This window comes from Lysinibacillus sp. NPDC056220 (assembly GCF_049315265.1).
In the GTDB taxonomy this organism is placed as follows: Bacteria; Bacillota; Bacilli; order Bacillales_A; family Planococcaceae; genus Lysinibacillus; species Lysinibacillus pinottii.
Map to the genome: position 1 here is coordinate 141690 of NZ_JBMOXD010000006.1, position 25872 is coordinate 167561.

Here is a 25872-nt window from a genome sequence, read left to right on the forward strand (position 1 = left end):
GTTAGAGTCATGATGAAAAAATGGAAATCTCTACTAGTGTTAATGAGTCTCATTTGGACTATTTTCGGCATCTTTACTTTTTGGCATGTAGGTTATCAGTATATTGGTAAGTCCTATTTTGAATCAGAAAATTTCCAACATGAAATCGATAATTTTACTTCAGAACTTGGGCCGTTAGTAATAAATTTACCGAGGGCAGAAGACTTGAAAGGGAAAATAGAGATTACGCAGGCGGAAATTGAAGAGCATCGTAATTATTATGGTACATTAGGACAGCAAATCGATAATATTAAACAACAATACGAACAGCGAATTCAGGAAGCAATAGATGCCAATGCGGGAGAATTACAAATAAAGTTAGAAACTGAACGCGATAATAAAATTAAGGACATTACAGCCAATTTCGAAAACGATGAACATGTGCGAAAAAAGATTCTTGCTGGAGAAGAAGCACTTATCGATAAATATATAAAGGCAGCACAGGATGAAGCGAAAACCTTTAAAAAGTCTTATGATTACTGGTCTTATGAGTTGACGAATTCTGAAACAGGAGAAACATACCGTGCAGGGGATGTTTCAGAAAGTAGCGCCTACAAAATAAAGTATTCTGAGCGAAATCCTTTATATGTAGGGAACATTAGTAATAATGTAAGAGATATTTTTTACCGTACAGAAACTTATGTGAACGTCGATAATCTTTATGAAACAGCAGAGTATACAGGAGTCTTAACCATCTCTAAAAAAGCAGTTCAATCATTAGGGGTTATGCAGGATTATAATCGTTTTCATCGTAATCAATATACCTATTTCTTTATATGGCTCACTAGTATAATAACGGCAATTTTCGCTTGGAGAGGTCGTAAGGATGTACTGCAAACTGTCAGAGGTATGAAGGAAAAAGATATTTTAAATAAGATGAAATTCGATTTTCAAGTTGCCTTATTGTTAATCACTGGGTTTATGTATCTTATTTCTTCTCAAATTGTTTTCGAATCGATTGAATACACTTACGATTACAATTTTCAATATAATTATGTACGCTCTATCCTAGATTTCGCCTTTAAATTAGGTGTGTTAATTGTTATAGGAATTGCTTTCTTTATTCAATTAATTTGGCTTTATACAAGAATAGATACGATAAAAAAGTTAGAGCAAAATGTGAAATCCAGTTATTTATGGTCACTCGGGGATTCACTTACGGATTTATTTATTAATCGCTCTATAGCGTTGCACGCACTGTTCATGTTAGCGGCGGCCTTCTTTGGAGGAGGAAGCCTTGTCGCTTCTATGTTAAGGGGAGGAGCTTTCCCAGTCCTTGTTCTAGGCATATGTATGTTCGTAGGGTTTCCAACCTTGATTGTATTCTTATCAAGAATGGGTTATTTAAACCGTATTATGAAGGATACGAAAGATATGGCCAATGGGCGACTGAATCGTGACGTGAAGGTGAAAGGTAAGTCCCCGCTCGCTAGTCATGCGGAAAATCTTAATCATTTACGAGAAGGCGTTCGGACATCCATGCATGAGCAGGCTAAAAGTGAACGTTTAAAAACAGAGCTTATTACAAATGTGAGTCATGATTTACGAACACCGTTAACTTCCATTATTACTTATACAGATCTTTTGAAAAAATCTAATCTTTCAGAGGAAGAACGTCAACAATACATTCATATTCTTGATAAAAAATCTGAACGTTTAAAAGTATTGATTGAAGATCTTTTTGAAGTATCGAAAATGGCAAGTGGTAATATTGAGCTGCAACGAAGTCGTGTAGATTTGACACAACTCATTCAGCAGGCAGTAGGGGAGCATAAGGAAGATTTAATTCAGTCGCGTTTAGATTTACGAATGGCGATGCCGCATGAGCCTATTTATGCCTATGTAGATGGTCAAAAATGGTGGAGACTCATTGATAATTTAATTGTTAATGTATTGAAATATGCATTAGAGGGCACACGCGTCTATGTGACGTTAAAACGAACAGCAGATGGCGATGCTGAATTAACAGTGAAAAATGTAGCGAAGTATGAAATTAATGAAGATGCTGAGGAATTATTTGAGCGTTTTAAACGTGCAGATGCTTCACGTCATACAGAGGGGTCTGGACTTGGATTAGCCATTGCACAATCTATTGTTGATTTGCATGGAGCTCGAATGACAATTGATGTGGATGGCGATTTATTTAAAGTGACAGTTCGAATTTCAGCAGTATAGGGAGGAGATGGTGGCAGAGGATGGCCACCATCTTTTTTCCATTACACCATTACAGGCCTAAATTCTTGGCGATAATTACTTTCATGACTTCATTGGTGCCTGCATAAATGGGCATAACAGGGATGTCTCTATACCTTCGTGCAATCTTATATTCCTCCATATAACCATAGCCCCCATGAAGCTGCATACATTGTGTGGCTATCTCACGGGCATTTTCAGTTATCCAGTATTTCGCCATGGAAACTTTTGTTACTACATCTTTTCCTGCGAGATGCTCTTCAATCAACGTTTCCAAAAATGATTTACCGAGCTCCATTTTAGTTGCCATTTCGGCTATTTTAAATTGTGTATTTTGAAAATCTCCAATTGACTTACCAAATGCTTGGCGTGATTTTACATAGTCGAGTGTTAAGGCAAGCATATCCTCAATTGCTGTTTGTGCAGCAATCGCTACAGCTAAGCGCTCTTGTTGAAGTTTTTCCATCATATAAACAAAGCCCTTGCCTTCTTCACCAAGTAAGTTGTGTGCTGGCACTCGGCAATCTTCAAAGAATAGCTCAGCTGTATCTTGAGCATGCATGCCGACCTTTTCCAGCTTCCGCCCTTTTGTAAAGCCTGGTGTACCATCTTCAATGACAAGCAGACTTATACCTTGGTGTTTTTTTTCAGCGGACGGATTTGTTTTAACGGCGACAACCACTAAGTTGGTATGAATTCCGTTTGTAATAAAAGTCTTTTGGCCATTAACAATATAATGGTCACCATCGCGAATAGCAGTTGTTTGAATATTTGCTAGGTCTGAACCTGTACCTGGCTCAGTCATGGCGATTGCTGTAATATAGTGGCCTGAAATACATTTTGGCAGCCACCGAGATTTTTGCTCGTGTGTACCGTAGGACTCAATATAAGGTACAACAATATCATTATGCAGACCAATCCCAATAAGACTTGAACCTATACGCTCAAGCTCTTCTTGAATAATAACACCGAAACTAAAATCAAGTCCTAGTCCACCATATTGCTCTTCAACTTGGGGGCACAGATAGCCCATATCACCAAGCCTCCGCCAAAATGTAAGCGGAATGAGATGATCTTTTTCCCATTGTGCATAATGTGGTTCAGCTTCTTCTGCTAAAAACTTACGAAAGGTTTTACGAAATAACTCATGCTCTGTTGTTTCAAATTTATAACGTGTCATTTGAATTAGCACCCCTTTTTGCTCGTAAATACGTAAATTTCTTCTATCAACTATTATGTTACTGGAATATTTGTGAAAATAATAGTAGCACTTTATACTAAAATGACGAAATTGTCATTTATGTCCAGTGAAATGTCACGTTAAACAAGAGAATGATAGGAAATAATAAGCTATGCTTACCATGTGGCGGTTAAAGCAGTTAGTCCCTCTTTTTTTAGAAGATTATTCAAGTACTTCATGCAATATGACTGTTACTTATAAATGATATAATCAACTAAATATATAGGAAGGTAGAGGACGAAGATATGCCAAAAGTAATCGGTGGTATACTTTTAATTAGTATTTATAGTGCGTTGACTTTCTATTTGGGGTGGGGAGTAAAGCAGTGGCTAGTGGCTATGGGGTGGTTCCGTTACCCAATCATATTTTGGTTAGTATTGTACCTTATCGCTCTCAGTATAATTATCGGAAGATTGCATGAGTCCTTACGGTTCTTTTCAGTTTTTGGTAATTACTGGATGTTTGTTTTTGAATATGGCTTATTGCTATGCTTAGTAGCACAATTGATTTTTTGGCTAACACCCTTTAAAAATGTACAAATAATTGGTAGTATAGCAGTTGCTGTATTATTTATGCTAAGTATTATCGGCTCTTATTTAGCCTATTCTCCAGTCGTTCGTCATTTAGAAATAACAGTTGATAAGAAGGGTAGTGAACTGAAGTCATTGAGAGCTGTTGTGGCATCTGATTTCCATTTAGGTGTTTTATCACATAAAAAGCATTTACAAAGCTTTGTCAACTTATCGAATGAGGCGCAACCAGATATTGTGTTGCTAGCTGGAGATATTGTGGATGATGATCCAAAATGGTTTGTTCAAGGGGAAATGGCAGATGTCATGAAACAATTAACATCTACATATGGAACCTATGGTATATTGGGTAATCATGAATACTATGGTAAAAAAATTCCTGAGTTTATAAAAGAAATGGAAAATGCAAATGTAAAAATACTACTTGATGAAACAATTCGTATAGAGGATGCGTTTATATTAACAGGGCAAGAGGACAAGACGAATAAAAATAGAAAGTCACTAGAAGAATTAAAGTCTTCCGATAGCTTACCGTGGCTCGTAATGAATCATACGCCTGACGATTTGTTAACACCTTCTAAACTGGGGGTGGATTTACATATATCAGGTCATACGCATAAAGGTCAATTATGGCCAAATCAGTATATTACCGCTCGAGTATTTGAACTGGATTATGGTTATAAGTTGAAAGACCAAATGCATACACTTGTTTCATCAGGCTATGGCTTCTGGGGTCCGCCTATGCGAATTGGTAGTAGGTCAGAGCTTTGGATAGTGGATATGAAATTTCGTTAATGGCTAGGGCTGTGGATGACTTATAGGTGAAATAGCAGTAGTATATGAAAATAGAGTAATTTATAATAAGTGAGTATTTGATTAATAAAGGTAAGGTGACAAGGTGGAAATTATAGAGTTATTAAAAGCGTTGATTTTAGGCTTTGTTGAAGGTATGACGGAGTTTGCCCCGGTATCCTCAACTGGCCATATGATTATTGTTGACGATATGTGGTTAAAAACAGAGGAGTTTTTAGGGAAATATCCTGCCAACACATTTAAAATTGTCGTACAATTAGGCTCCATTCTAGCTGTTATCGTGGTGATGTGGAAGCGTATGTTAAGCTTAGTTGGATTATACAAAATTGATGGTCAGTCTCAGTCCATAAATAGACGTTTTAACCTATTGCATGTTATTGTCGGTATGCTACCAGCAGTTGTTTTAGGGTTTGCCTTTAAGGATTTTATTGACGATCATCTTTTTAAAGTAGAGCACGTTGTTTATGCACTAGTAGCAGGGGCAATTCTGATGATTGCAGCGGATAAATTGGCACCAAGAAAACCAAAAGTAGATTCTTTAGATAAGATTTCATATGGTTTAGCCTTTAAAGTTGGGCTAGTTCAATGTCTATCTTTGTGGCCAGGATTTTCTCGTTCAGGTGCGACCATTTCTGGTGGCGTATTATTCGGTATGAGTCACCGTGTTGCAGCCGATTTTACATTCATTATGGCGGTACCTATCATGGCGGGAGCTAGTTTAGTATCTGTTTTGAAAAACTGGGATACATTATCGATGGATTATTTTGGATTCTATGCTGTCGGTTTTATTAGTTCATTTATCTTTGCGTTATTATCAATCAAGTTTTTCTTAGCGCTTATTTCAAAAGTGAAATTAATGCCTTTCGCAATATATCGTTTAGTTTTAGCGGCAGTTCTTTGCGTAATTATTTTTATGTAAACAAAAAGTCACTCTTCTTTCACAAGAAGCAGTGGCTTTTTTGCCTTAATTTTATTGGTTTTTCAATCCATCTTTCACTTAAAGTGAATGAAAGTGGGTAAAAAGTATCTTTTTTGATGTAAATTGAGTATTGAATTTAATAAATACAGACAACATTTACCTGTATATTGTTCATTTAGTAGTTTTGAGATTATAATTGATACATAAACTATCTATCGATTTGTTATTTTTTAATAGCATATAGGATAATAGACTTAGTTCGGTATATGATTATAATATGAGGTGGAGAAAATGTTTCAAATTGTAAGTAGATCTAAGAAAAATACAATTGAAATAAGTAATGAAGCTAATATAGGTATTTTTATTAAAGATGCTGATCGTTTATTGCAATTGAATCTTGTGGAATTAAGTGTATATGATCTTCAATTAATTAATAGTTTGAAGCCATATGTTGAAAGAAACGTTGTGGAAGTTGTAGCAGCATTTTATCATGCTATTGAAAGTGTGCCAGCATTACGTGAAGTCATTCAAAGTCATAGCTCCAGTGAACGTCTACGTCAAACATTACGCCATCATATTATTGAAATGTTTGAGGGGAGAATCGATGAAGCCTTCCTTGAAAAACGTAGACGTGTGGCAAAAATGCATGTGAAGATCAACTTATATCCGAAGTGGTATTTAGCAGCCTTTCAAATTCTAGAAAAATCTCTACGTAAGATCATTTTTGAACTTCACTTATCTAAAGGTGAGGAAGAAAAACTATGTGATGCAATCAGTAAAATATGTAATTTTGAACAGCAAATTGTTTTAGAGGAATACGATAACTATGCAAATACATTGATTGAGGAACAACGCAATAATGTTCGCGAACATGTAAAGGATGTAATAGGGGGAATCTCTACTCACTTAGAGGTTCAATCACAAAATACATCTGATACAGTAACAGAGCTCGTTAATAGTGCCCAAAAGGTGAACGATTCATTGAAAGATAGCATTCATGAGGCAGAATCGATGCAAAAGGTTTCAAGTGAAGGCTATGCAAAGATTGTTTCAATCAATGAACAAACAGGGAAAATTCATCATAAGACGTATGAAATGGCAAGTATGGTTGAACAGCTAGACGAATCTTCTTCAAAGATTAATGCAGTAGTTGAAATGGTTAAAAGTATATCTGGTCAAACAAACTTATTGGCATTAAACTCGGCAATTGAAGCGGCACGTGCTGGAGAGCATGGCAATGGTTTTGCCGTTGTTGCCAATGAAGTACGTAAGCTTGCGGATCAAACGAAAAGTTCAGTTGAGCAAATTGCTGAATTAATTCAGATGTCTAATGGAATTACAGCACAGGTAGTTCAAGCTATACAGGACATACAGGAGCTCGTGAATAATAGTATTGAACGGAATGCCGAGTCCCTAAAAGCATTCGACGCAATATCAACCTCCGTGGAAGATTCCATAACCAATTTCCAAAACGTAGGAAAGCAAATATCAGATTTAGCAAATATTATAGAGACAATTGGTTCATCCTCTGAGGAATTAGAGAGAGTTGCCAATCGTTTGAATACGACCATCAGAGAATTTTAAATGAGATGTAGCTAAGCTATGCATACAGGTTATGCATAGTTTCTTTATGCATTCAAAGTGGATAAAATAATCGATTTCACGGATAAATAAAGTCTTCAGGTTGATGAAAAGGAAATTTATCGATTCTAATGGAAGGCTGCAAACTAGAAACCTCTAGAAAATGCTTCCCATAAGTGTTACGCTATATGCGAATTAGGGAAATGAGTAGTGAGGTGTTTGGAACATGAAAAAGAAATTATTTATTACACGTAAGTTTCCTACACATATTGTTGAGCCATTAAAAGAGTTTTATGAAGTTTCTCAGTGGGAAGAGGAGGAGATTGTCATCCCGCGTGATAAACTACTTGCTTCTGTCGCAGATTGTGAAGTACTGTGGGTAACAATTGCAGATCAAGTGGATGAGGAGTTACTTTCACATGCACCAAACCTAAAGCTAGTAACAAATTTAGCAGTTGGTTTTAACAATATTAATGTGAAGGCTTTACGACAAAGAGGTATTATGGCGACAAATACGCCTGGTGTCTTAACGAATACAACGGCAGATTTAGTATTTGGCTTACTGCTTGCAACTGCTCGTAGAATTCCAGAAAGTGAAAGATATTTACGCGAGGGAAAATGGAAAAGTTGGTACCCGATGCAACTCGTTGGTAAAGATGTATCAGGAGCGACAGTTGGAATAATTGGGATGGGTCGAATTGGTCAGGCTGTTGCTAGACGAGCAAAAGGTTTTGATATGAAAATTTTATATAATAATCGAAGACGTCGACATGAGGCGGAAGAAATGTACGGCTTTCGGTATGTATCATTGGAAGACCTCTTAAAACAATCTGATTTTGTTGTAATTATGACACCCTATAATAGTGATACAGAGGGTCTCATTGGAGCAAAAGAATTAGCTTTAATGAAAGAGGATGCTGTCTTAATAAATGCTTCACGGGGTGGAATTATTGATGAGGCGGCTCTATACGATGTCTTGAAAAGTGGCAAGTTATGGGCAGCAGGGCTAGATGTCTTTGAACAAGAGCCGGTTGCTATGGATCATCCTTTATTAACGCTCCCAAATGTTGTGGCACTTCCACATATCGGAAGTGCGTCCTTGGAAACAAGGACTGCTATGCTCATGTTAAATGTCAAAGCATTAGCTGCTTATGGACAGGGCAAGGCTATTTCAAATCGAATTGATTAAAAAATGGAGCATATCACTGATAGATATGCTCCTTCTTTTTATCTATTGAATAAATCGAATAAACCACCAATACCGCCTTCACCTTTTGACTGGCCACCACCGCCTTGTGAAATGGGTGCCGCTGCAAAGACGCGACTTGCTAAACGGCTGAATGGTAATGATTGTACCCAGACAGTTCCTGGCCCACGTAATGTAGCGAAGAAAATTCCTTCACCACCAAATAGTGCCGTTTTTACGCCGCCTACAAGTTCAATATCATAATCTACATTTGAAGTCATTGCAACTAAACATCCTGTATCTACACGTAAAACTTCCCCAGGTTGCAATGTTTTTTCATGAATGGCTCCTCCTGCATGTACAAAAGCCATACCATCGCCTTCAAGTTTTTGCATTATGAAACCTTCTCCACCGAAGAAGCCTACACCGATTTTTTTCTGGAATTCTACGCCCACAGAAACACCTTTAGCTGCTGCTAAGAAAGCATCTTTTTGACAAATAATTTTCCCGTTTAATTGACTTAAATCCATAGGAATAATCTTACCTGGGTACGGGGAAGCGAAATAAACATGCTTCTTACCTGAGCCAACATTTGTGAATGTCGTCATGAATAAGCTTTCTCCTGTTACTAAACGTTTACCAGCCCCTAATAATTTCCCCATAAGACCACTTTGTGAGCCGCCTTTTGAACCATCGCCAAAAATAGTTTCCATATGAATGGAATCATCCATCATCATTAAAGCGCCTGCTTCCGCCACAACTGTTTCTTGTGGATCAAGCTCAACTTGCACATATTGCATGTCGTCACCAAATAACTTGTAGTCAATTTCATGATTATTCATAAAGGGATTCCTCCAAAAGTAAATTTAATGATATTCTATACGATTATAAAACACTTTGGTTTCAATGAAAAATTAAATAATTTAGAAAAAAAGGGAATTAAATAGAAAATGTCGAATATAAGAAACTAGAATGTGTATTATTTATTTTCATTTAACTAAGGGTGTTATGAATATACTTAGCTTTAACCGTATCCTCTTTTTATTAGAGGGGAAGGCAGTTAAGTGAAAATAAAGCCTCTGGCAGTTGTCGCTGATAATCATAGTATGACAGGGTATATCACATCTTGAAAATTCGGAATATTGAAGTATTTTATTCTACTAATATTCATAGATTCTGTACCTGAGGAATGCAACTGGTTACAATAGCCGAGGCATCATAGAGTATTTCAGGGGGTGTATGTAGTGGAGATTAAAAACTATATTGGTGGTAAATGGAGCACACATTCACATTTACAAAGTATAGCAGTGACGAACCCTGCAAATGGTGAGCAACTTGCTACCATACCACTATCTACTTCTAATGAGGTAGATGAGGCTGTAGTAGCTGCAAAGCAAGCACAAAAGAGCTGGGCACTTGTGCCTGCGCCAAAACGTGCAGAATTTTTATATGCCATCGGTCAAAAAATGAAAGAAAAAAAGGAATATTTGGCGACCGTTTTAACAAAAGAGATGGGGAAGGTAATTGAAGAAGCAAGAGGAGAAGTGCAAGAAGGAATTGACATGGCCTACTATATGGCAGGTGAAGGTCGTAGGTTGTTTGGTGAAACGACACCTTCTGAACTGACTAATAAATTTGCGATGAGTGTAAGGGCGCCAATTGGGGTTGTAGCGCTTATCACACCATGGAACTTCCCTGTTGCAATCGCGACATGGAAATCATTCCCTGCTATTGTGGCTGGAAATACATTTATTTGGAAACCATCAAATGAGACGCCTATGATGGCTTATGAAATGGGTAAAATTTTTGAAGAAGTAGGTTTACCTGATGGTGTAGCAAATATTGTTTTTGGTACAGGGCCGACAGTAGGGACTGCACTTATTGAACACCCTGACGTTAAGGTCATTTCCTTTACTGGGTCAACGACAACAGGTAGTAAAGTAGCGGAGCTTGGCGGTAAGCATTTGAAAAAGATTTCTTTAGAGATGGGTGGAAAAAATGCTGTCATTGTTATGGATGACGCAGATCTTCAACTGGCTACAGAGGGCATACTCTGGAGTGCCTTTGGTACTGCTGGACAAAGATGTACAGCATGTAGTCGGGTGATTGTGCATAAAGATGTAAAAGAGCAGTTAGAAAAGCGTCTCTTAGATGAAATGCAAAAGCTCACAATTGGGGATGGGCTAGACGAGGGAGTTAAAATTGGGCCGGTGATTAATAAAGCAGCATTGGAAAAGATTAATCACTATGTACAAATAGGCAAGCAGGAAGGTGCCACGTTACTAGCTGGAGGCAGAATTTTAAATGAGCCACCATATGACAATGGGTTTTATTACGAGCCTACACTGTTTACGAACGTAAAGCCTGACATGATTATTGCTCAAGAAGAGATTTTTGGTCCTGTCGTTTCTCTAATTGAGGTAGCAAGCTTAGAGGAAGCAATTGAGGTAAATAATGGCGTGAAATTTGGCTTATCAAGCTCAATTTTCTCACAAAATGTTAATACTATTTTCCGCGCACAGCGTGATTTAGACACGGGTATTGTCTATATAAATGCAGGCACGACAGGTGCTGAAATCCATTTACCATTTGGCGGTACAAAGGGGACTGGAAATGGACACCGAGATTCAGGTGTTGCGGCCTTAGATGTATATACGGAGTGGAAGAGCATTTACGTAGACTACAGCGGTAAATTACAAAGAGCACAAATCGATACAGAGTAACAGATCAACGAAAGGGGATGTTCTTGATGAAAGTTGTTGTATTAGGTGCAGGTTTAATGGGTAAAGAGGTAGCTCGTGATTTAATAAAGAATGATAAAGTCGAACATGTATTTTTAGGTGATATCGATGTAAAAGTGGCACAGGATTTTGTGGATACTTTAAATACTGATAGAGTCGAAGTTGTAGAGCTTCATGCAGAGCAAGATGATTCGTTAATGAAGGTCATCTCTAAAGGTGATGTTGTGATTAATGCATTATTTTATTCCTTCAATGAGCGTGTTGCAAGAGCAGCCATTGAAGCGGGTGTACACTCTGTAGATTTAGGTGGCCATATAGGTGGTGTTACCGAAAATATATTAGATCTTCATGAGCAAGCAAAAGCAAAAGGGGTCACAATTATCCCTGACTTAGGTGTTGCTCCAGGTATGATCAATATTCTAGCAGGCTATGGTGCCTCTAAATTAGATGATGTTGAGTCTATTAAACTATTTGTGGGGGGCATTCCAACTGAACCAAAGCCTCCGCTCTATTATACACGTGTATTTTCTTTAGATGGTGTTTTTGATCATTATACTGAGCCTTCAAAAACGATTCAAAAGGGCAAATTACAAGAAGTCCCTTCCCTTTCAGGTGTTGAACCTATTTATTTTGATGATTTTGGTGTGCTTGAGGCATTTTATACATCTGGAGGCATCTCCACATTATATAAAACATTCCCAAATGTCCGCACATTGGAGTATAAAACAATTCGTTATAAGGGGCATGCTGAGAAGTTTAAGCTATTAGCAGATTTAGGCTTCCTTGATTCAGCGAATAAGGTAGAGGTTGATAACCAAGAGGTGCCTGTTCGTTCTGTAGTGCGTGAGGCTCTTAAAAAGAAACTGGAGCTGGGAACCAAACCAGATGCGGTTCTATTACGTGTCATTGTGGCAGGTGAAAAAGCGCAACAGCAAGTGACATATGAATATGAAATGGTTGTACGTAAGGATATGACCATCAATGAAACAGCGATGGCTCGTGCTACAGCTAATACTATTTCGGTTGTAGCTCAGATGATAGGTGCGGGTGTTATTAAAGAGCACGGTGTATTCCCACCTGAATCTGTAGTGCCTGGTGATACGTATATTGAAGAAATGGCCAAACGTGGTGTAGTAATAAAAGAGACGTCTCATAAGTCTGCTATGATTGTGAAATGGTAGGTGCTGAACATGAATTTTGACATGTCCACTGAGCATGAAATGCTACGAAAAACGGTAAGGCAGTTTGTTGATGAAGAAATTATACCCTATATAGCAAAGTGGGATGCCGAAGGTGGCTTTGATGCTAAAATTTGGTCGAGGCTTGCGGAGCTTGGGCTAATGGGGGTTTGTGTGCCAGAGCAGTATGGCGGAAGTGGAATGGATTATAACTCCCTTGCTATTGTGTGCGAGGAGCTGGAGCGGGGAGATACAGCATTCCGAACGGCGGTATCCGTTCACATTGGCCTAAATAGCATGACATTAATGCAATGGGGTACTGAAGACCAAAAGCAGCGCTATCTTGTTCCACAGGCAAAAGGAGTAAGAATCGGTGCATTTGGTCTTACTGAACCGGGTGCTGGATCTGATGTAGCAGCTATGTCGACTACAGCTGTCCGTGATGGGGACCATTATGTCATTAATGGACAAAAAACATGGATTTCTTTATGTGATATAGCGGATCACTTTATCGTTTTTGCTTATACAGATAAGTCGAAGAAACATCATGGTATTAGCGCATTCATTGTAGAACGTTCAATGGCAGGCTTTACATCAAAGGCCATTAAAGGGAAGTATGGGATTCGTGCTGGCAATACAGGTGAGCTTTTCTTTGAAGATTTACGTGTACCAGCAGAAAATCGACTCGGTGAAGAGGGAGAAGGCTTTAAAATAGCCATGTCTGCCCTAGACAATGGACGTTTCACCGTAGCTGCAGGAGCTGTAGGCTTAATCCAAGCGTGTTTAGAGGCAAGTGTTAAATATTGTCATGAACGAGAGACCTTCGGTAAGCCTATAGGAGAGCATCAGCTTGTTGGACAAATGCTAGCTAATATGGATGCCGGTTACCAGATGAGCCGTTTATTGGTCTATCGTGTGGGTGAATTGAAGAATAAAGGTGTTCGTAATACTAGAGAAACATCCTTAGCGAAATGGCAGGCGTGTGATTTTGCCAATAAGGCTGCTGATGATGCGGTACAAATTCATGGTGCATATGGCTATTCAGATGAATATCCAGTTGCGCGCTATTTGCGGAATTCGAAAGCACCTGTTATTTATGAAGGTACGCGAGAAATTCATACCATTATGCAAGCAGATTATGTATTAGGCAGACGCCAAGATAAGCAATTAGCCAAAATGCTACCAAAATGGCCGTTTGAAGAATAAACGAGGGGGAAATTATTCCCTTTCGTTTTTTTAGTGTAGGGTGTAATCCATCTTTAAAAAAATTTCAGAACAATGTAACTTTCCGTCTTTTTCCTAGTCTAATGGATAAACAAGTATATGAAGGAGAGGTAAAATAATGAAAAATAAATGGCTGGCATTCATTTTGATAGCTGTTATAGCGATTGTGCCTGGTATTTTCACATGGGCAGTAAATACAGAGGTAACTGCTAAGGCTGCTAGTGTGGGGATGGCTACCCAAAGTTGGCAAGCATCATTTTCTGTAAGCTTAAAGAAGAATAAACTTACTGACAATGTGTATGTAACGACAGAAAAAGGGAAAAAAGTCCCTGCAACGATTGCATTGTTAGAGGATCAAAAAACATTAGTTGTAAAGGGACTTGTACCAGGCAGTTATCAATTACATGTAAAAAAAGAAGCCTTTGCACAGGGAGGACTGAATGTAACTGCACAAGTTATTCCATTTACAATTATTGAGACGTTAACTGCCGTTCAATCAGAAAAAGAATTAGAACAATATTTCAATAACTTGCTAAAGGCCCCAAGAGGTGGAATTGCAGAAGAGGAGATGTCAAGTGCTAAAAGCGAAGACAAAGCAACAACCAGTAACGAGTCTACTACTAATAATCAAGTGGAAGGTGTAGAAGAGGGCGATATTGTTGTTGTAAAAGATGGCTTTATTTTTACTGCAAAAGACCAAAGCATTACAGTTGTTAACGCTAAAGACCCCCAGCATTTGAAACAGGCTGCAAATATTAAGCTGAAGGAGTCGCAATATATTTCAAAGCTTGCGCTATATGATAATTTATTAATAGCTATAGGGGACCAATATATTGAAAAAGCAGGCACAGGAATGGTCACAGCTTCATTTTATGATATTTCCAATCCAAACAACCCAAGACATATACGCGATGTGGGGCAAGAAGGATATTTACGGGATATCCGCATTACCAAGGACACACTCTATTTAATTGGTAATATGTATCCAAACTATTGGGTATTACAACAAGAGCAAAAAGTAGATCTAAAACCAAAAACATATGATAGTTTGACGGGAGAAGTGTTCAAAAGCTTACCTTTAGAAAAAATATCAATTTTGCCTAATACAATGGATGGTACCTATAGTTTAATAACAGCTGTTGATTTAAAAAATGGTGCTACAACAACGGCTAATACAAAAGGATACTTGGGCGGCAGTAGTGGACTTTATATGTCAGAGAATGCGCTATATTTAACGACGCCCATTTATGACGGGAATAACGCTATTCCATTAGAAAAACGCGCGATGGATATGATATGGATGCCAAGAGCAGCTGACACGCAAATTTTTAAATGGAATGTAGATGGAACAACATTGAATTTCACTGGTAGTACTGAAGTAAAGGGGACTGTATTAAATCAATATTCAATGGATGAGTATAAGGGCAATTTACGAATCTTTACGACAGAAGGAAATATATGGGATGAGAAAAGCACCTCCTATAACCACCTCTTTATTTTGGATGAACAGTTAAAAACACTAGGTACAGTGAAAGATATGGCACCTGGGGAGAAAATTTATTCTGCTCGATTTATGGGTAATAAGGCATATGTGGTGACATTTAAGGAAGTCGATCCATTGTTTGTCATTGATGTAGCAAATCCGAAAAAACCAGCAATCCTTGGAGAGTTAAAGATTCCAGGCTTTAGTAATTACTTGCATCCATTAGATGACACACATTTAATTGGTATTGGCTATGATACAGAGCAACGCTATGATTCGTTTACGAAGCGTAATTTTACGGTGACAACTAATATGAAAATGTCATTGTTTGACGTATCAGACTTCAAAAACCCGAAAGAACAATCTACCGTGAAAATTGGCGGAAAGGGTTCCTATTCTGAAGTTCAATATAATCCAAAAGCGCTATTCCGAAATAAGGAATACAACTACTTTGGCTTCCCAGTTGTCCAATACGAAGTGGGTAAAGGGGATAATATTCTTTATAAGGGTCAGGGTGCTCAAATTTATGAAATTACAGCAAATAAAGGAATTGTTCTAAAAGGAAATATTATGAGTGCTACAAACGGTGAGCCATATGAAAATTGGGAGCAGGTTGTACAAAGAGTTGTTTATATAGAGGACGCTCTTTATACAGTAGCGCGCAATGAAGTGAAAAGCTATCAGTTAAAAGACTTTAAACCTCTGGATACATTAATCCTTAAATAACAGAAAAAGTCCAATGAATTCAACTTGAATTCATTGGACTTTCTTTAAAATGCATATAGTTTTTTACTTTTGACGATAGGGCAAAATCTCAGAAACCGTTACAAATTCATAGCCTTGACCTTGTAAATAGGCAAGGACAGCATCAAGCCCATCTGCAGTAGATTGATGGATATCATGCATTAGTACTATTGCATTGTTGTGTAAATTATTTTTTACATTTGGCAATAATTGTTGTGCATTACGATGCTTCCAGTCTAATGTATCAATTGTCCAAAGCACGACGGGAACAGGAATCTCAGCGTCAATTGTGTCATTAGTCGCTCCATACGGCGGTCTGAAAACCGTGGCACCGTGATTAATGGCCTTCTCTATTTCAGCGGTAGTCGTATTATATTCTTTCATCACTTGTTCTTGCGTAAGCTTCGTTAGTACTGGGTGGTTCCATGAATGATTTCCTATTTCATGGCCACGTGCAAGTACATCTCTTGCAATATCAGGATAATATTGTACACGACTACCAAGCATAAAGAAGGTTGCTTTTGCGTGATATTTATCGAGAATGTTTAATATTTGCTCCGTCACCTTTGGGTGTGGACCATCATCAAAAGTCAGCGCAATTCTTTTTTTATTTGGATCACCAGTCGGTGGTGGATTAGTTGGTTTTACATTTTCCATAGCAATTTGAAACTCAGAGGCTAACAATGGGTTAATGAGCGAGAGGGGTAGTTTCACTATTGGGGCACCTGCCGATCCGCTAGCAATCTCGTATTCATCGAAATAGAATTGTAACGCATCGTCTGCAATTGCAAAGCGAGTGAAATTAGACCATTTTGGCTCAGTTGCTTTTAATAGTTCATCTTTTAAAAGCTCATCCTTTATTTGAAGGTTCTTCTGTAAATCTTTTCGCACACTTGCGGCTAACGTAGATAAATTATTCTCGTCATTTTGTAATAATGTTTGAATAGTAATTTGCTCGCCAGTTTCATTATTAATGAAGAATGTTTTCGTTGTGACCTCATGGTTAGCTCCACCTACGTAAAGCATTTTTGTTAGCACAAATGAATAGTAATGCTCTCGATATGGAAATGTTTCAAGACTAATATTTAATTCACCCATAACTTCTTTATCTTTTTTCATAGAGGCTAGATAGTTTTCTTTTGAATCCGTTATGTATTGTAATACGGCATCATTAAAAACTTCGTTATCTGTTTGTGGGTAATGAATGGCAAAAGGTGTACGTTTATCATTAGAAACGTCTGTTACAATTCGTATCCCTGGAAACGCAGAACTTTCCGTTGATATATTACTATTAACCAATTCTGTGTTGCTTTCTTTTGAAGCACTAATTTTTTGAAACTTAAATTCATCCTTTGATAGGATAATAACAAGTATAATAGTTGTTAAAGCTACAATGAGGCCAAGTAATAAAAAATCTATTATTGGGCCGCGTTTTTTTCTGCGTTCCTGCATGGTGTTGGATACGCTCCCCTCATTTTTATTTTCTATACAATCAGACGTGCCAATCATGAAAAAAGTTATACAAATCTATAAACTTTTATTGTGAATTTATAGAAATTAACGCTAGCCATTTTTCCTTCTTGAAGTAGTATGATGAACGTGGTTATACTACTGTATTAGTGGATATAGAACCATTACCAAAATAGAACAACCGAAGATCAATATGTAAAATTAAATTTTAAAAAAAGCCAAATTTTTTGCTGAAATTTTCAGTTGTGTTTTTAATGGCAGTTCGATACTATTGGCAAGGAACCTTTTGAAGGAGGCAGATAGCTGTAATGGTCTTACAAGAAGCGGATAATGAACTTACGATTGACTGTTTGTTGCTTGCAGGGCGTATTATGATTGAAAGTGGTGCAGAAACATACCGTGTGGAGGATACGATGCTGAGGATGGCACATTCTCAAAATATGCCAAATGCTCAATGTTATGCCACACCGACTGGAATCATTTTTTCGTTAGGCAAGACACAGCCAACGAGAATTTCATCAATTTCCAGTAGGGTTACAGATTTACAAAAAATAGCCTTGGTAAATTCAGTATCTCGGAGACTCACATCTCACATGATAACATTAGAAGAAGCTTATGACGAGCTAAAGTCGATACAAAAAACAAATTATTTTTTACCAACCTATTTACAAGTTATTGCCGCCGCTTTTGCAAGTGGTTGTTTCCTTATTATGTTTAAGGGAGGGTGGTCCGATTTTCCTATCGCTTTTGTAGCAGGAGGGTTAGGCTTCCTAGTGCTTGTAATAATGAATCATTTAACTAAAGTTAAATTTTTCTCTGAATTTACAGCATCACTCGTTCTCGGCTTTGTTGCCTTCTTTGCGGTAAAGTATGGTTACGGGACCGAGCTAGATAAAATTATAATTAGTTCTGTTATGCCCCTCGTACCAGGAATTTTGATTACGAATGCAGTTCGTGATTTAATGGCAGGTCATTTTATGTCAGGGATGGCAAAAGGAGCAGAAGCCTTTTTAACTGCCTTTGCCATAGGGGCAGCTATTGCCGTCACCCTAGGATTTTAGGAGGCCACTAGCATGCACATAATGGACATTATCATACAATTAGTTGTTAGTTTTTTTGCTACGGCTGGAATTGCCATCATTTTTAATGTACCTAGGAAGACGCTACTTCATTGCGGTCTCGTTGGGGTAATTGGCTGGATTATTTATTATATTTTAACGGAGCAAGGAATGGATGTTGTTAAAGCCTCTTTCTTTGGTTCATTCGTCATTGCCATCGTGGCTCATCTATATGCGCGGCGCTTTAAAATACCGATGATTATTTTTATTGTTGGTGGAATTATTCCGTTAGTGCCAGGAGGCATGGCTTATAATGCCATGAGAAATGTTGTAGAGGATGATTATTTACAAGGCTTACAGTATGGTTTAAAGGCATTTTTAATAACAGGGGCTATTGTGATTGGGCTGGTCTTTGCAGAAGTAATTATTCAACTCATTTTCCGTTCGGTCCGTTCAAGTAAAGTGAAATTCCAAAAGGTCTATAAAAGGTAAAAATAATAGGAGGCTGCGTATATGCTATGATACGCAACCTCCTTTTTATAATATCATTTTTTTATAAGCAATGCTTCGATTTCATCCGGTGTTACAGGCTTACTAATATAGTAGCCTTGAATAGCATCACAACCATAAGTAATTAATAAATCAGCCTGTTCAGCTGTTTCTACACCTTCAGCTACAACTTTAAGTTCCATAGATTTACCAAGCTGTACCATACCGTTCATAAGCTTTTGGCTCTTTTCGGATTTTAGCAGAGAATTCGTAAATGTTTGATCGATTTTCACTGTATCTATTGGTAAAATTTGCATATACCTAAATGATCCATAGCCCGTACCGAAATCATCTAAAATGAAAGAAATGCCTTCGTTTTCTAGTTTGCGCATTTGCTGAGCAATAGATGTTGCAGCTTCTGCCTCTAAAGCAAATTTTTCAGTGATTTCAATTTGCAGAAGGTTGGCTGGACATCCTGTTTTAGCTATCATTTCAAGAATGGACTTAGCCATATTTTTATCACGGAACTCACGTACAGAAGAGTTGATGGATACTTTTAATTCATGGCCAGCTTTTTTCCAAATTAACGCCTGCTCACAAGCTCTCTCTAGCATAAAGGAACCGATATTATTAATTAGTCCTGTCTCTTCTGCGATAGGAATTAATTCATCTGGTGAAACCACACCAATCACTTCATCTTCCCAACGTACAAGTGCCTCAACAGCTGTAATTTTCCCAGAATAAACATCGATTTGTGGCTGGTAAAGAACCTTTAGATTTTTTTGATCGAGTGCTTGTAATAATCGTTTTTCAATTAATGCTTTACGATTTAAAGCTTTATGTGTCGCTGTTGATAGTGACACAATTTTATCTCCACCAGCTTCACGCACAGTAGAAATAGTAGCAATAGACGCTTTCATAAGCTGCGAAAATGTTGTTTGATCCTCTGGATATCTTGTGATACCACCACTAATAGAGATGGGTACTGCGATATTACCACTATAAATAGGGTGCTGTTGTAAGTATGATAAAAAGCCTTGAATAAACCATTCACTTAAAGGAGTGATAACCACAAAATCATTTTCATTGATACGAGCCATCGTGCTATCCTGGAAATACATCTTTATACGATTTGTAAATTCAATAATTAAGCTTTGATCGATTTGTTGGTCGTGCAGTTCTTTTAAAGTATAAAATTTATCAATACTTAAATAGACAAATGAAAAGTGTCTGTCATCCTCAATCATATTGCTAATGACCTTTTCAAGTCGGTGGGCATTCATGAGCCCAGTTTCTGTATCGATATAAGCTATTTTCTCAAGCTGGTGTTGGATAGTTTTTGATTTAGTAATATCCTTTTCAATTAAGAAAAATTGCTGTTCACCTGTTTCTAGATTAAAAGTTGGGATAGCCGTTAGTAATACCCAATAGGATTGCCCCGCTTTTGTGATTTTTTCAACTTCACCTTGCCATGTGTGACCATTGTTTAAATTACGCCAGATAGTATTTGTCACTTTTTCACTAGTATCATTATCTGGGAACAGCTGCCAAAAAGTTTTGCCGATAACACGCTTGGGTGTCCATTGACTTGTTTTTAGAAACTCATTATTACATTCTAAGATAAAACCATCATGATCGAGTGTTACAGTCATAAATGTAGCATCCAATCCTTGTTTAAGGTCTACAAATGTACTGCAATGAGAGACAGCATTAGTCATTAATTCTGGCGGCATAAAAACCATGAGAATCAAACGTTCTCCTTGTTCTGTATAAGGTTTAGCAAGTAGTGCTGTCGACATTTCTGTTTTTGAAGCGGTGTGAATTTGAATTTTCTCTATAAACGTGCTGTCCTCGTTTTGTAGGATAGCTTGAAAAGTTTCTACTGGAAGCTGACGTAGTAGATTTTCGTGTATAGATGGAGTAGTATTTCCTGTAATATCGTTAGTTGATAAACCAATCAGATGTTCAGCGCTCTTTCCCCAGATAGTGGCTTGTCCATCTTGATTTAGAATTATTGCAGGAAAAGGAAGTGAATTTAAATAATGTTCATCAATCGTAAATGATTTATGCATATGACTCATGAGTTTTCGATCTCCTTGGGTAATCAATATATACTAATATTATAGATAATTATATGGAATTAGTCATTATGAATATATTTGTAAATATTTGATAATGAAAAGAATTAGGACTTTTCTAGTGATATTCAAGAAAAGATTTGAAGAAAAATAACATTTTTTAGTACGTATATAGGAAGCAGGATTTGTATGCAACGTTTAAAAGGAATACTATTTATCGTCTCAGGTGCTATGTTATGGGGTGCGACTGGCCCCTTGATGGAGTGGTTACTAAACCATACATCATTGACAGTTTCCTTTATGTTAACAATCCGTTTATCGGTTGCAGGTATGATACTACTTACATATTTATTGTTAACTGGAAAAAACATTTTTGGTATTTGGCAGCACAAACTATGGGGTAGACAGCTCATTGTTTTTGGTATTGTAGGTATGCTAGGTGTTCAATTTGCATTTGTAGCAGCAATTCATGAAAGTAATGCTGTGCTAGCGACCTTGCTACAGTTTCTAGCGCCAATATTTGTTGTGGCATATGTCTCTCTTAGTTTAAAGAAATGGCCACCAAAATATCAAGTAATAGGAATTATTGGTACCCTTATGGGGTTATTTCTACTACTAACGAACGCTTCATTTAATAGTTTGCTTATTAGTCCAAAAGCATTGCTATGGGGTGTAGCAGTAGGCTTAACCTTTGCCTTTTACACATTATATCCTGCACGTTTAATGAGAGAGTGGAATGTCCTGTTAGTTGTTGGTTGGGGGATGCTAATAGGTGGTCTTACATTAGGCATTGTGAGCCGAGTATGGCTGTCCGACCAATGGACCGTTTTTACTAATTTTAAGACGCTTCTGTTGATGTTTGCTTTAATATTTTTTGGAACAGTCGCTTTCATATTGTTTTTAAGTAGTATGAAATATATAACAGCTGTGGAAACGAGTATCCTCTCTAGCATTGAACCATTGACGGCTATGATTATATCAGTTATTGTCTTCGGTACTTCTCTAGGATTTTGGCAATTAATAGGGGTATTCGTTATGCTTGTATGTGTAACATGGCTTTCAATCGCAGGTGAGAAAGCATAAATATACTATTGTGTAGGAATTTTTAACTAGCTATGAAATTTTATCTTAGGACAAGGGGGAAAGAATGTGAAAGAAGTTTTTTCCTATGTAAGACCTTATAAATGGACTGCTATCTTTGCTTTATGTTTAATGTTGTTAGAGTTATTTGTGGAGCTTGTACAGCCGCTTATTATGGCTAAAATCATTGATGATGGAATAAGGGCTCAAAATCACGAAATGATTGTGCAATGGGGTGCTGTTTTACTTGGACTTTCATTTGTTGCCTTTATGGCGGGTATCATTAATTCATACTTTTCATCTCATACTGCTCAAAGCTTTTCTTATGATCTACGAAATGCCATGTTTGATAAAATCCAATCCTTTACACTAGCAACCTATCAAAAATTTTCTACGGCATCCTTGATTACGAGATTAACCAATGATGTTACACAGGTACAAACGGTGCTGTTTATGAGCTTACGTATTATGCTTCGGGCACCCCTTGCTGTGCTAGGAAGTATAGTAATGGCTTTTATTGTGAATGCAAAATTAGCCTTGTTTTTAGTCATAGGTGCACCTATCATTTTAATTTTCCTTATTTTTATGGTCGCAAAGGGCGTGTCTTATTTTGGCAGAGTGCAGAAAAGAGTTGACCGTTTAAATAGGGTTTTACAGGAGAATTTACAAGCTATACGTTTAGTAAAGGCATACTTACGAGGGACATATGAGGCTTCACGCTTTGATGAGGTTGCATCTCGTTTGAAATTGGATACTGTAAAGGCTTTACGCATAATGGAATACATTATGCCAGTTCTTTTATTCATTATGAATATGAGTCTACTCGCCGTCTTATGGTTTGGTACAAAACAGGTTGCAGCTGGGACAACACCACTTGGAGATATTGTTGCGATTGTCAACTATGCGATGCGTATGACAGGCTCGTTTTCAATGTTCGCTTTTATTATAATCTTTTATGCGCGTGCAAAGGCGTCAGCTGAGCGTATGGCAGAAGTTCTTTCCACAGAAAATGAGGTGGAGGAAGTTTCATTTTCAGAAGAAATCAGTCAAGGTATACGCTACGGTGAGTTAACATTTGAACATGTTAGTTTTACTTATCCAGGAGGAGAGGTGCCAGTCCTATCAGATGTTAATTTCCAAGTTAATTCGGGTGAAAAATTAGCGATAATGGGGGCGACTGGTGCTGGTAAATCCACTTTGTTACAACTTATTCCTCGTTTTTATGAAGTAACTGAGGGAAGAATATTAGTAGAGGGACAGGATGTTCAACAGTGGGATTTACAAGAGTTACGTGAAGTTATAGGTTATGTCCCTCAGCAGTCTTTGTTATTTACAGGCAGTATTGCGGATAATGTGCGTTGGGGAGATACGCATGCTGAAATGGATGCTGTACTACAGGCTACAATGCAAGCTCAAATACATGCATCTGTTGAGGATTTTCCAAATGGTTATGACACTAAGGTTGGGCAAAAGGGGGTCAACTTATCTGGAGGGCAAAAACAAAGGCTATCCATTGCGAGAGCACTCTTGAGAAAAGGGCATATATTAATGCTCGATGATAGTACAAGTGCATTGGATGTCAAAACAGAACAGGCGCTTTGGGAGGCACTGAGCGAAGAACAGGCTACGATGCTGGTGGTCACGCAAAAAATTCGTACAGCTAAAGGTGCAGACCGTATTTTACTTATTGATGCTGGAAAAGTAGTTGCATATGGAACCCATGAAGAGCTTTTACAATCCTCAACGCTTTATAAAAAAATTGCAGTCTCTCAACAGGAGGTGGAGGAATAATGGGATTTTTCCAAAAACCTTTTGGCTATGAGCCGATCTTGACTAAAGATGATCTTCAGCAGGCTGTGAAGAAAAAGAAAGGGCCACGAGCAAGTGATTGGAAAAGTACATTGCTACGGTTATGGAAAATTGTTGATGAGCAACGAGCACTTCTAGTCGTAGTTCTTTTACTAGTCATGACGAGTTCAATTTTGGCTTTAGTTGGCCCATATGTGATTGGCCGAATGATTGATCACTATGTTATGCATGGAGAGCTAGCTGGCTTAGGCAAGGGTATTGTTTTATTAATGGGCATTTATATGCTGCTAGCCGTCTCCCTGTTCCTGCAAAATTATTGGATGATTGGTATTGCTCAGCAAACGATTTACAGGCTAAGAACAAGTGTATTTGGTCATTTTCAACGACTGCCGATTGCGTTCTTTGATCGACGTCAACATGGCGAATTAATGAGCCGAATGACGAATGATATCGAAGCGGTCAGTTCAACGCTAAATAGTTCTTTTATTCAGGTGTTTTCAAGTGTATTAACGCTTGGAGGAACCATTATTATTATGCTGAGCTTAAGTCCGTTGCTAACCATTTTAACCATGACCATTATTCCCTTTATGTTTTGGGCAATGCGGTGGATTACACGTAGAACGGCTCCCTTATTTAAGGAGCAGCAAGCAGCTATTGGGGCCTTGAACGGCATGATAGAAGAAACCATATCTGGACAGCGCATTGTGAAAGCTTTTTCCCAAGAGGAAAGAATGAAGATAGAGTTTCAGGAAAAAAGCTTGAGATTAAGAAGAACGGGATTTTGGGCACAGACATATTCTGGTTATATTCCAAAGGTCATGAATTTCTTAAATAATATGAGCTTTACTATTGTTGCGGGAATAGGGGGTGTACTTGCTTTATATGGGCATGTGTCAATAGGGGTTATCGTTATATTTACTGAATATGCTCGCCAATTTACACGTCCATTAAATGATTTAGCAAATCAATTTAACACAGTGTTATCAGCTATTGCTGGTGCTGAAAGAGTATTTGCGTTACTGGACGAACAACCAGAAGTAGAATCTACCTCAGCGAAAGATCACCAGTTATTGGGTCATGTAGCATTTAAGCAAGTGTATTTTAAATATGCACATGACCAGGAATCTTACACATTAAAAAATGTTGATTTTCAAGTGGAGCCTGGACAGACGGTAGCTCTTGTAGGAGCTACAGGAGCAGGGAAAACGACAATCCTTCAACTTATTGCCAGGTTCTACGAAGTGTCAAAGGGCGAAGTGTTATTTGATGGCATTAACGTTCAGGAAATTGATCGTCCATCCTTGCGTTCCCAAATGGCTTTTGTATTGCAGGACCCATTTTTATTTGAAGCAACTGTTCGTGAAAATATCCGATATGGCCAATTAAATGCAAGTGATGCTGATATTGAGGAAGCCGCTAAGCGTGCTAATGCACATGACTTTATTATGAAGCTCAAAGATGGATACGATACGATTCTTGCTGCAGATGGACGAGAAATTTCCCAAGGCCAAAAACAATTGCTATCAATTGCACGTGCACTTATTGCGGACCCTAAAATTTTATTGTTAGATGAAGCGACAAGCAGTATCGACACAGTAACAGAAATGGCGATTCAAGAGGCACTTGATACATTAATGCAAGGACGCACAAGCTTTGTTATTGCACACCGATTAAATACAGTGCATAATGCCGACATGGTTTTAGTCATGCATAAAGGTGAGCTAGTGGAAGCTGGGCCACAGCAAAAGCTGATTGAATCGGGTGGTTTATATGCGCAAATGCTGCATTCATCCTCTTATCATTTAGAAGAATAGCTAATAGCAACTATTAAAAGAGTAATTTCATTTGAAATTACTCTTTTTTAGTAGGATTAATAAATGTAATTAATTTGAATAAATAGTATAATTAATATAGAGAAGTAGGGAATAGTATATAGTTTGAAAGTAACTAGATGAAAAGAGTAATAATGATAGTAAGAGTTTGTTAGGTTATTATAAATCTAGTATTCATAGTAAAT

At 37.7% G+C, this 25872-nt stretch carries 18 protein-coding genes; 14 read left to right on the forward strand and 4 right to left on the reverse strand.

The features are described from left to right. The first annotated feature begins 9 nt into the window (after window positions 1-9). Window positions 10-2214: an MFS domain-containing histidine kinase gene (locus ACOZBY_RS17875; protein ID WP_031418373.1), complete on the forward strand. Its 2205-nt coding sequence runs from the start codon at window positions 10-12 to the stop codon at window positions 2212-2214. A gap of 49 nt (window positions 2215-2263) precedes the next feature. Here ACOZBY_RS17875 and ACOZBY_RS17880 read toward each other — a convergent pair whose 3' ends face one another. Beyond that, window positions 2264-3412, reverse strand: coding sequence for an acyl-CoA dehydrogenase family protein (locus tag ACOZBY_RS17880; RefSeq protein ID WP_422762589.1), 1149 nt, complete (start codon window positions 3410-3412; stop codon window positions 2264-2266). Window positions 3413-3717: 305 nt separating this feature from the next. On the opposite strand from ACOZBY_RS17880, the gene ACOZBY_RS17885 reads away from it, so the two are divergent. The 4 genes from ACOZBY_RS17885 (at window position 3718) to ACOZBY_RS17900 (ending at window position 8504) form a co-directional block, all read left to right on the forward strand. After that, complete coding sequence (locus ACOZBY_RS17885; RefSeq protein WP_422762590.1) at window positions 3718-4797, forward strand: metallophosphoesterase; 1080 nt, start codon at window positions 3718-3720, stop codon at window positions 4795-4797. A 103-nt stretch (window positions 4798-4900) separates the two neighbouring features. Further along, entirely contained in the window at window positions 4901-5734 is an 834-nt protein-coding gene (locus tag ACOZBY_RS17890; RefSeq protein WP_012292617.1) for an undecaprenyl-diphosphate phosphatase, read from the forward strand. Window positions 5735-6025: 291 nt separating this feature from the next. Continuing rightward, the gene (locus ACOZBY_RS17895) at window positions 6026-7318 is read left to right on the forward strand and encodes a globin-coupled sensor protein (RefSeq protein ID WP_031418378.1); all 1293 of its coding nucleotides are present in this window, start codon (window positions 6026-6028) and stop codon (window positions 7316-7318) included. Between the two features lie 223 nt (window positions 7319-7541). Beyond that, complete coding sequence (locus ACOZBY_RS17900; protein WP_012292619.1) at window positions 7542-8504, forward strand: 2-hydroxyacid dehydrogenase; 963 nt, start codon at window positions 7542-7544, stop codon at window positions 8502-8504. A gap of 38 nt (window positions 8505-8542) precedes the next feature. Here the strand turns inward: ACOZBY_RS17900 and ACOZBY_RS17905 are convergent, their stop codons facing one another. Beyond that, the gene (locus ACOZBY_RS17905) at window positions 8543-9343 is read right to left on the reverse strand and encodes a TIGR00266 family protein (RefSeq protein WP_012292620.1); all 801 of its coding nucleotides are present in this window, start codon (window positions 9341-9343) and stop codon (window positions 8543-8545) included. Window positions 9344-9745: 402 nt separating this feature from the next. Here ACOZBY_RS17905 and ACOZBY_RS17910 point away from each other — a divergent pair, with 402 nt between their 5' ends. The 4 genes from ACOZBY_RS17910 to ACOZBY_RS17925 all read left to right on the forward strand — a co-directional run bounded on the left by ACOZBY_RS17910 (window position 9746) and on the right by ACOZBY_RS17925 (window position 15853). Then, a complete protein-coding gene (locus ACOZBY_RS17910) occupies window positions 9746-11224 on the forward strand; it encodes an aldehyde dehydrogenase family protein (RefSeq protein ID WP_031418381.1) in 1479 nt (492 codons plus the stop codon). Window positions 11225-11250: 26 nt separating this feature from the next. Further along, window positions 11251-12423: a saccharopine dehydrogenase family protein gene (locus tag ACOZBY_RS17915; protein ID WP_012292623.1), complete on the forward strand. Its 1173-nt coding sequence runs from the start codon at window positions 11251-11253 to the stop codon at window positions 12421-12423. Window positions 12424-12432: 9 nt separating this feature from the next. Then, complete coding sequence (locus ACOZBY_RS17920) at window positions 12433-13626, forward strand: acyl-CoA dehydrogenase family protein (RefSeq protein WP_036166707.1); 1194 nt, start codon at window positions 12433-12435, stop codon at window positions 13624-13626. Window positions 13627-13762: 136 nt separating this feature from the next. Next, the gene (locus ACOZBY_RS17925) at window positions 13763-15853 is read left to right on the forward strand and encodes a beta-propeller domain-containing protein (RefSeq protein WP_422762591.1); all 2091 of its coding nucleotides are present in this window, start codon (window positions 13763-13765) and stop codon (window positions 15851-15853) included. A 63-nt stretch (window positions 15854-15916) separates the two neighbouring features. Here the strand turns inward: ACOZBY_RS17925 and ACOZBY_RS17930 are convergent, their stop codons facing one another. After that, entirely contained in the window at window positions 15917-17323 is a 1407-nt protein-coding gene (locus ACOZBY_RS17930; RefSeq protein WP_422762592.1) for a polysaccharide deacetylase family protein, read from the reverse strand. Between the two features lie 326 nt (window positions 17324-17649). On the opposite strand from ACOZBY_RS17930, the gene ACOZBY_RS17935 reads away from it, so the two are divergent. Beyond that, complete coding sequence (locus tag ACOZBY_RS17935) at window positions 17650-18402, forward strand: threonine/serine exporter family protein (RefSeq protein ID WP_422762593.1); 753 nt, start codon at window positions 17650-17652, stop codon at window positions 18400-18402. A 12-nt stretch (window positions 18403-18414) separates the two neighbouring features. Further along, entirely contained in the window at window positions 18415-18891 is a 477-nt protein-coding gene (locus ACOZBY_RS17940; protein WP_036160690.1) for a threonine/serine exporter family protein, read from the forward strand. 53 nt (window positions 18892-18944) lie between these two features. On the opposite strand, the gene ACOZBY_RS17945 is transcribed toward ACOZBY_RS17940, so the two are convergent. Next, on the reverse strand, window positions 18945-20969 hold the full coding sequence (locus tag ACOZBY_RS17945) for an EAL domain-containing protein (RefSeq protein ID WP_012292629.1): 2025 nt from the start codon (window positions 20967-20969) through the stop codon (window positions 18945-18947). A 186-nt stretch (window positions 20970-21155) separates the two neighbouring features. Between ACOZBY_RS17945 and ACOZBY_RS17950 the strand changes: the two genes are divergently transcribed. The 3 genes from ACOZBY_RS17950 (at window position 21156) to ACOZBY_RS17960 (ending at window position 25669) form a co-directional block, all read left to right on the forward strand. Beyond that, the gene (locus ACOZBY_RS17950; protein ID WP_012292630.1) at window positions 21156-22049 is read left to right on the forward strand and encodes a DMT family transporter; all 894 of its coding nucleotides are present in this window, start codon (window positions 21156-21158) and stop codon (window positions 22047-22049) included. Between the two features lie 66 nt (window positions 22050-22115). After that, on the forward strand, window positions 22116-23837 hold the full coding sequence (locus ACOZBY_RS17955; RefSeq protein ID WP_036166716.1) for an ABC transporter ATP-binding protein: 1722 nt from the start codon (window positions 22116-22118) through the stop codon (window positions 23835-23837). After that, the gene (locus ACOZBY_RS17960) at window positions 23837-25669 is read left to right on the forward strand and encodes an ABC transporter ATP-binding protein (protein WP_012292632.1); all 1833 of its coding nucleotides are present in this window, start codon (window positions 23837-23839) and stop codon (window positions 25667-25669) included. The genes ACOZBY_RS17955 and ACOZBY_RS17960 overlap by 1 nt, the downstream gene beginning before the upstream one ends. Window positions 25670-25872 lie beyond the last annotated feature (203 nt).

Bases quoted from the DNA above. Each gene is read 5' to 3' on its own strand.
- ACOZBY_RS17875 (WP_031418373.1), top strand. From the start codon at position 10: ATGATGAAAAAATGGAAATCTCTACTAGTGTTAATGAGTCTCATTTGG.
- ACOZBY_RS17880 (WP_422762589.1), bottom strand. From the start codon at position 3,412: ATGACACGTTATAAATTTGAAACAACAGAGCATGAGTTATTTCGTAAA.
- ACOZBY_RS17885 (WP_422762590.1), top strand. From the start codon at position 3,718: ATGCCAAAAGTAATCGGTGGTATACTTTTAATTAGTATTTATAGTGCG.
- ACOZBY_RS17895 (WP_031418378.1), top strand. From the start codon at position 6,026: ATGTTTCAAATTGTAAGTAGATCTAAGAAAAATACAATTGAAATAAGT.
- ACOZBY_RS17900 (WP_012292619.1), top strand. From the start codon at position 7,542: ATGAAAAAGAAATTATTTATTACACGTAAGTTTCCTACACATATTGTT.
- ACOZBY_RS17905 (WP_012292620.1), bottom strand. From the start codon at position 9,343: ATGAATAATCATGAAATTGACTACAAGTTATTTGGTGACGACATGCAA.
- ACOZBY_RS17915 (WP_012292623.1), top strand. From the start codon at position 11,251: ATGAAAGTTGTTGTATTAGGTGCAGGTTTAATGGGTAAAGAGGTAGCT.
- ACOZBY_RS17920 (WP_036166707.1), top strand. From the start codon at position 12,433: ATGAATTTTGACATGTCCACTGAGCATGAAATGCTACGAAAAACGGTA.
- ACOZBY_RS17925 (WP_422762591.1), top strand. From the start codon at position 13,763: ATGAAAAATAAATGGCTGGCATTCATTTTGATAGCTGTTATAGCGATT.
- ACOZBY_RS17930 (WP_422762592.1), bottom strand. From the start codon at position 17,323: ATGCAGGAACGCAGAAAAAAACGCGGCCCAATAATAGATTTTTTATTA.
- ACOZBY_RS17935 (WP_422762593.1), top strand. From the start codon at position 17,650: ATGGTCTTACAAGAAGCGGATAATGAACTTACGATTGACTGTTTGTTG.
- ACOZBY_RS17940 (WP_036160690.1), top strand. From the start codon at position 18,415: ATGCACATAATGGACATTATCATACAATTAGTTGTTAGTTTTTTTGCT.
- ACOZBY_RS17945 (WP_012292629.1), bottom strand. From the start codon at position 20,969: ATGAGTCATATGCATAAATCATTTACGATTGATGAACATTATTTAAAT.
- ACOZBY_RS17950 (WP_012292630.1), top strand. From the start codon at position 21,156: ATGCAACGTTTAAAAGGAATACTATTTATCGTCTCAGGTGCTATGTTA.
- ACOZBY_RS17960 (WP_012292632.1), top strand. From the start codon at position 23,837: ATGGGATTTTTCCAAAAACCTTTTGGCTATGAGCCGATCTTGACTAAA.